This is a genomic window from Synechococcus sp. BA-120 BA3, from assembly GCF_034931285.1.
Classification (GTDB): Bacteria; Cyanobacteriota; Cyanobacteriia; order PCC-6307; family Cyanobiaceae; genus Cyanobium.
Genome location: NZ_JAYGHZ010000364.1, coordinates 1 through 5,008, shown reverse-complemented (window position 1 = coordinate 5,008; position 5,008 = coordinate 1). Strand labels below are relative to the sequence as shown.

Below are 5,008 nucleotides of genomic sequence, written 5' to 3'. Positions count from 1 at the left end.
ATCCTGGCGGCGGTGGACGCCCCGGCCGGCAGCCTGATCGCCCTGGGGGATGCCCAGGAGGACCCCCGGCCCAGCGATCGGGTGACCCGGGTGCTGAACCGCCGCCTGCTGCAGGCCCTGGAGCGGGAACTGGACCAGCTGACCCTGGAGGACCTGCTGTTCGACCTGCGCAGTGCCCGGGCCGCCTTCAGTGAATCGGGGGGCCTGCTGCTGGGCTGAGGCGGGCCGTTCCGATGAATATCACGGCCAGGTCGTCGTCGAAGCGGACCTGGAACCCGCCGCAGCGGCGGTAGTGGAGCAGCCGGCCGAGGGTGCGCACCGGGCCACGGCCGAACAGGTCCATGCCGCGCATGGTGATGGCGCCGAAACCGCTGGCCTCCAGCCAGCGCCGCAGCTCCGCCGGGGGCACGAACCGCCGCCAGTCATGGACGCCGGCGGGGATCAGCCGCAGCAGCGTCTCCAGCAGCCAGATCATGGTCAGCCGGGAGCGGAAGGTGCGGTTGATGGTGTCGAAGCAGAGCGTTCCTCCGGGGGCGAGCACCCGGGCGATCTCGGCGATCACGGCCTCGGGACGATCGACATGCTCCAGCACATCGACGCAGACCACCACATCGAAGCGGCCGGCGGCGAAGGGAAGCGCCTCCGCCCTGCCGACGTGGTATTCGATGGCCAGGCCCGAGGTGGCCGCATGGCTGCGGGCCGCCGCGATGCAGGGCGCGGAGCGGTCGATGCCGGTGACCAAGGCGCCGCGGCGGGCCAGGAATTCGCAGGTGTAGCCGCCGCCGCAACCCACATCCAGAACCCGCCGATTGCGCCAGTCGGAAACGAACCGATCGAAGTAGAGAAAGCGCAGCGGATTGAGTTGGCTGAGGGGAAAGATCGTCGCCGACTCCTCCCACCAGCAAGCCGCCTGCTGATCGTAGAATGCAAGATTGTTGCGCAGCAAGGTGGCGACAAGGTCGGTCTCGATCATTATCCCGACCCTCAACGAAGCCGGCCATGTTGGGCGCACTTTGCAGCAGCTGGAGATCCTCGATCCGCCGGCCGACGAGGTGATCGTGGTAGATGGCGGCAGCACCGATGCCACCCTGGCCACGGCCCAGGGGCACGGCTGCCGTGTGATCCGTTCGCCGCGGCCGGGGCGGGCGGTGCAGATGAACCGGGGGGCGGCGGCGGCCCGCGGCGAGATCCTCTGCTTCCTCCATGCCGACACCCTGGTGCCCTCGGATCTTGTGCAGCTGGTGAGCACCACCCTGGCCGACCCGGCCATCAGCGGCGGCGGCTTCCTGGCCCTGATGCGGGGCGCCGACCGCACCCGCTGGGGCGTGAGCCTGCACAACGCCCTCAAGACCCATTACGCAGCCCTGCTGTTTCGCCCCCACCGCTACCTGCTGAAGGGTTTCCGGGTGCTGTTCGGCGACCAGGCCATGTTCTGCCGCCGCAGCGACTTCCTGCGCTGCGGCGGTTTCGATGAGCGCCTGCCGATCATGGAGGACGCCGATCTCTGCGACCGGCTGGGCCGGCTGGGGCGCATCCGGCAGCTCGACCGGGTGGTGGAGACCTCCGATCGACGGGTGGCGCGCTGGGGCTCCTGGAAGGCCACCGGGATCTACCTGGCGGTCGGGCTGCTCTGGGGCCTGGGGGTGCCGGCGGCCCGGCTGAAGCGCCTCTACGGCGAGATCCGGGACTGACGCTCGGCCGTCCGACACCCCGCGACGCACACTCAGCCGTTGAGGGTCCAGTCGTAGGGGAGCCAGGCGATCCGGACGTCGGCCGGCAGATCCAGGTCCGGCCGGTGGCGGCCCACGTAGGCGGCGATCGAGGGGGCCACCGCCAGGAAGTCCCGGCGGTACCACTGGAGGATCCGGCTGCAGTGCAGGGTGCGGCGGACCGGATCGAAGCGCAGCTTCAGGGGGTTGCGCAGAAACCGTTGGGCGTCCTCCTCCAGTTGCTCGGTGACGTGCTCGGGGCGATAAGCCTCCGGCCGCAGCAGGGGGCAGCCCCTGGCGGCGCAGACCAGGGCGAAATGGAGGCGGGGGTCACCGAAGCGGGGCCGCAGCAGGCCGTGCTCGATCTGATCGAGGCTGAGGGGCTGGCCCTGCACGCTGATCACCGGCCGGGAGAAGAAGGCCAGGAACGCCGGCCAGTTCGGTACCCCGGCGAAGCTGGGCCGGATCGAGACCAGCGGGAAGCGGGCCAGCACCTGCCGGATCACCAGGGCGTTGTAGAGGTTGATCCAGAGGGCCAGCGCCCCGGGCCCATCACCGGGGTCCGCATCGAAGGGGCGCTGCTCCGCCAGCCAGCCCTCCAGTGCCTCGGCGTCCTGCCCTTGCCAGGCGCCGTAGTCCACCCGGCCCTCCCCATCGACATGGCGGCGCAGCAGGTCATCCCAGACGGCGACGTCGATCATGGGGCGACCCGTTCCGGCCCCATCGTTCCATGGCCGTCTCCCGGGGGCTGGTGATCCGTACCCGAACGGCCCGGGAGTGGATTCCTAGGCTGGACCCATGGTTCCCGCCCCCTCCCTGCCCGATCCCACCGGCCCCCTGCTGGAGGAGATCCTGGTGCCGCTGCTGCAGGACTACGCCGAGTCCTTCGATCGCGGCCTGCTGCTGCTCGACCACTGCCCGGAGACGGTGCTGTCCCTGGCCGACCAGCACCAGCTGCGGGTACGGCTCGACGAAGCGCGCCGGTCCCTGGCGGCGGCGAGGGCCCTGCGGGCCGCCGCCCCCAAGCCGATGGGACTGGCCATGGAGACGATCACCCCCTGGCACCAGCTGGTGGTGGAGGTCTGGAGCCTGTCGGCCAGGCTGCGGGCCGTTGGCATCCGGCCCTGAACCGGCCGCTCCATAGGATCAACCCAGTTGGCTCCCGGCCTGTTGTCCTCCTCCGCGAGCGTCCATGTCAGCGCTGCCCCACTGCCGGCGCCGCTGCTGCTGCCGGCCGGCGGCAGCCTGAGGGGAAGCGTGACGGTGCCCGGCGACAAGTCGATCTCGCACCGCTCGCTCCTGTTCGGGGCGATCGCCGAGGGCACCACCCGCATCGAGGGGCTCCTGCCCGCCGAAGATCCCCAGAGCACCGCCGCCTGCCTGCGGGCCATGGGGGTCAGGGTCTCGCCGATCGCTGACGGCCAGGTGGTGACCGTCGAGGGGGTGGGCCTGGACGGGCTGCAGGAGCCCGCCGACGTGCTCGACTGCGGCAACTCGGGCACCACCATGCGGCTGATGCTGGGGTTGCTGGCCGGCCGGGCGGGGCGCCACTTCGTGCTCAGCGGCGATGCCTCCCTGCGCTCGCGGCCGATGCGCCGGGTGGGGGCTCCCCTGGCCCAGATGGGCGCCCGCATCCAGGGGCGTGAGGACGGCAACCTGGCCCCCCTGGCGGTGCAGGGGCAGACCCTGCACGGCAGCGTCATCGGCACGCCGGTGGCCTCGGCCCAGGTCAAGAGCGCCCTGCTGCTGGCCGCCCTGACAGCCAACGGGCCCACCACCGTGATCGAGCCGGCCCCCACCCGCGACCACAGCGAGCGGATGCTGCGGGCCTTCGGTGCCGACCTGGAGGTCGATGGCGACCAGGGCCGGTTCATCACCGTGCGGCCCGGACCGGCCCTGGAGGGCCAGGCCGTGGTGGTGCCGGGCGACATCAGCTCCGCCGCCTTCTGGCTGGTGGCGGCGGCGATCACCCCGGGGGCCGATCTGACGGTCGAGAACGTGGGGCTCAACCCCAGCCGCACCGGCATCCTCGATGTGCTGGCCGAGATGGGCGCCCGGATCACCGTGCTCAACAGCCGCGACGTGGCCGGCGAGCCGGTGGGCGATCTGCGCGTCCAGCACGGCCCGCTGCGGGCCTTCCGCATCGAGGAGCCGATGATCCCCCGCCTGGTGGACGAGATCCCCGTGCTGGCGGTGGCGGCCTGCTGCGCCGAAGGGCTGAGCCGCATCAGCGGCGCCGCCGAACTGCGCGTCAAGGAGACCGACCGCCTGGCGGTGATGGCCCGCCAGCTCACGGCGATGGGGGCCCGGCTCGAGGAGCACGCCGATGGCCTCAGCATCGAAGGCCCCACCCCGCTGCACGGGGCGGAGGTGGACAGCGAGACGGATCACCGGGTGGCGATGAGCCTGGCGGTGGCCTCCCTGGTGGCCCGGGGCGACACCCGCCTGGGGCGGCCGGAGGCGGCCGCCGTCTCCTACCCAGGCTTCTGGGATGACCTGGCCCGCCTGCGGCACTGAGACGGCTGAACCGGAACCGGGGCTCGAGCTGCTGCCCCGGCGGGGGCGCGACGGCAGCTTCAGCCTCTACAGCGGCACCTTTGACGAGGGCTTCCACAGTGCCGCCGGCGCCCTGCTGGAAGCCAACCAGAAGTTCGTGGTCCCGGCGGCGCTGGAGCGCTTCGCCCCGGGCCGGCAGCTGGTGGTGGCGGAGGTGGCCGTCGGCACCGGCACCAACACCGCCGCCCTGCTCGCCGCCGCCACCGCCGCCGGCCTGGAGCTGGACTGGTGGGGTCTGGAGCTGGACCACCGGCCCCTGGCCCTGGCCCTGGCGGACGCCGGTTTCCGGGCCCAGTGGCCCGCCGCGGTGATCGGCCGACTGGAGGAGCTCAGCGGCAGCGATCGCCTGCGGCTGGGCGATGCCCGCCGCCTGCTGCCCGAGCTGCTGGACACGCTGGTGGGCCGCTGCGACCTGGTGCTGCTGGATGCCTTCTCCCCCCAGCGCTGCCCCCAGCTCTGGAGCCTGGAATTCCTGGAGCAGCTGGTGCGGCTGCTGCGGCCCGACGGCCGGCTGCTCACCTACAGCTCCGCGGCGGCGGTGCGCCGCTGCCTGCAGGATCTGGGCCTGGAGCTGCGGGCGATCCGGCCGCCCGCCAGCGAACCGGAGCGCTGGAGCGCCGGGACGGCCGCCAGTTTCACCCCACTGGCCCCCCATCCATCCCTGCGCCCCCTGGAGCCGTTCGAGCGGGAGCACCTGGCCAGCCGCGCCGGGGTGCCCTACCGGGACCCCAGCGGCACCGCCA

At 72.4% G+C, this 5,008-nt stretch carries 6 protein-coding genes and 1 pseudogene; 5 read left to right on the top strand and 2 right to left on the bottom strand.

All coding sequences use genetic code 11. The annotated features are described in order from the left end of the window. Nucleotides 1–219 (top strand): annotated as a pseudogene (locus tag VB737_RS14935) (transcriptional regulator); the annotation flags it as partial. Here VB737_RS14935 and ubiG read toward each other — a convergent pair. Then, nucleotides 188–973 carry a bifunctional 2-polyprenyl-6-hydroxyphenol methylase/3-demethylubiquinol 3-O-methyltransferase UbiG gene (gene ubiG / locus VB737_RS14930; RefSeq protein ID WP_500314115.1) on the bottom strand — a complete coding sequence of 262 codons (786 nt, stop codon included), beginning with the start codon at nt 971–973 and terminating at the stop codon, nt 188–190. The pseudogene VB737_RS14935 and the gene ubiG sit on opposite strands and share 32 nt — an antisense overlap. On the opposite strand from ubiG, the gene VB737_RS14925 reads away from it, so the two are divergent. Then, the gene (locus VB737_RS14925) at nt 948–1,691 is read left to right on the top strand and encodes a TIGR04283 family arsenosugar biosynthesis glycosyltransferase (RefSeq protein WP_500314113.1); all 744 of its coding nucleotides are present in this window, start codon (nt 948–950) and stop codon (nt 1,689–1,691) included. The genes ubiG and VB737_RS14925 overlap by 26 nt on opposite strands. 32 nt (nt 1,692–1,723) lie before the next feature. Here VB737_RS14925 and VB737_RS14920 read toward each other — a convergent pair whose 3' ends face one another. Next, nucleotides 1,724–2,410 carry a DUF547 domain-containing protein gene (locus VB737_RS14920; RefSeq protein ID WP_500314112.1) on the bottom strand — a complete coding sequence of 229 codons (687 nt, stop codon included), beginning with the start codon at nt 2,408–2,410 and terminating at the stop codon, nt 1,724–1,726. 97 nt (nt 2,411–2,507) lie between these two features. On the opposite strand from VB737_RS14920, the gene VB737_RS14915 reads away from it, so the two are divergent. The 3 genes from VB737_RS14915 to VB737_RS14905 all read left to right on the top strand — a co-directional run. Next, a complete protein-coding gene (locus tag VB737_RS14915) occupies nt 2,508–2,837 on the top strand; it encodes a DUF2605 family protein (protein ID WP_500314111.1) in 330 nt (109 codons plus the stop codon). Between the two features lie 81 nt (nt 2,838–2,918). Then, complete coding sequence (aroA, locus tag VB737_RS14910) at nt 2,919–4,226, top strand: 3-phosphoshikimate 1-carboxyvinyltransferase (protein WP_500314117.1); 1,308 nt, start codon at nt 2,919–2,921, stop codon at nt 4,224–4,226. Further along, on the top strand, nt 4,201–5,008 hold an 808-nt coding region (locus VB737_RS14905), incomplete at its 3' end, for a tRNA (5-methylaminomethyl-2-thiouridine)(34)-methyltransferase MnmD (protein ID WP_500314109.1). The genes aroA and VB737_RS14905, both read left to right, overlap by 26 nt.

What these genes read in the sequence shown, in the direction of transcription:
- VB737_RS14915 (WP_500314111.1), top strand. Translation starts at nt 2,508, where the DNA reads ATGGTTCCCGCCCCCTCCCTGCCCGATCCCACCGGCCCCCTGCTGGAG.
- VB737_RS14920 (WP_500314112.1), bottom strand. Translation starts at nt 2,410, where the DNA reads ATGATCGACGTCGCCGTCTGGGATGACCTGCTGCGCCGCCATGTCGAT.
- ubiG (WP_500314115.1), bottom strand. Translation starts at nt 973, where the DNA reads ATGATCGAGACCGACCTTGTCGCCACCTTGCTGCGCAACAATCTTGCA.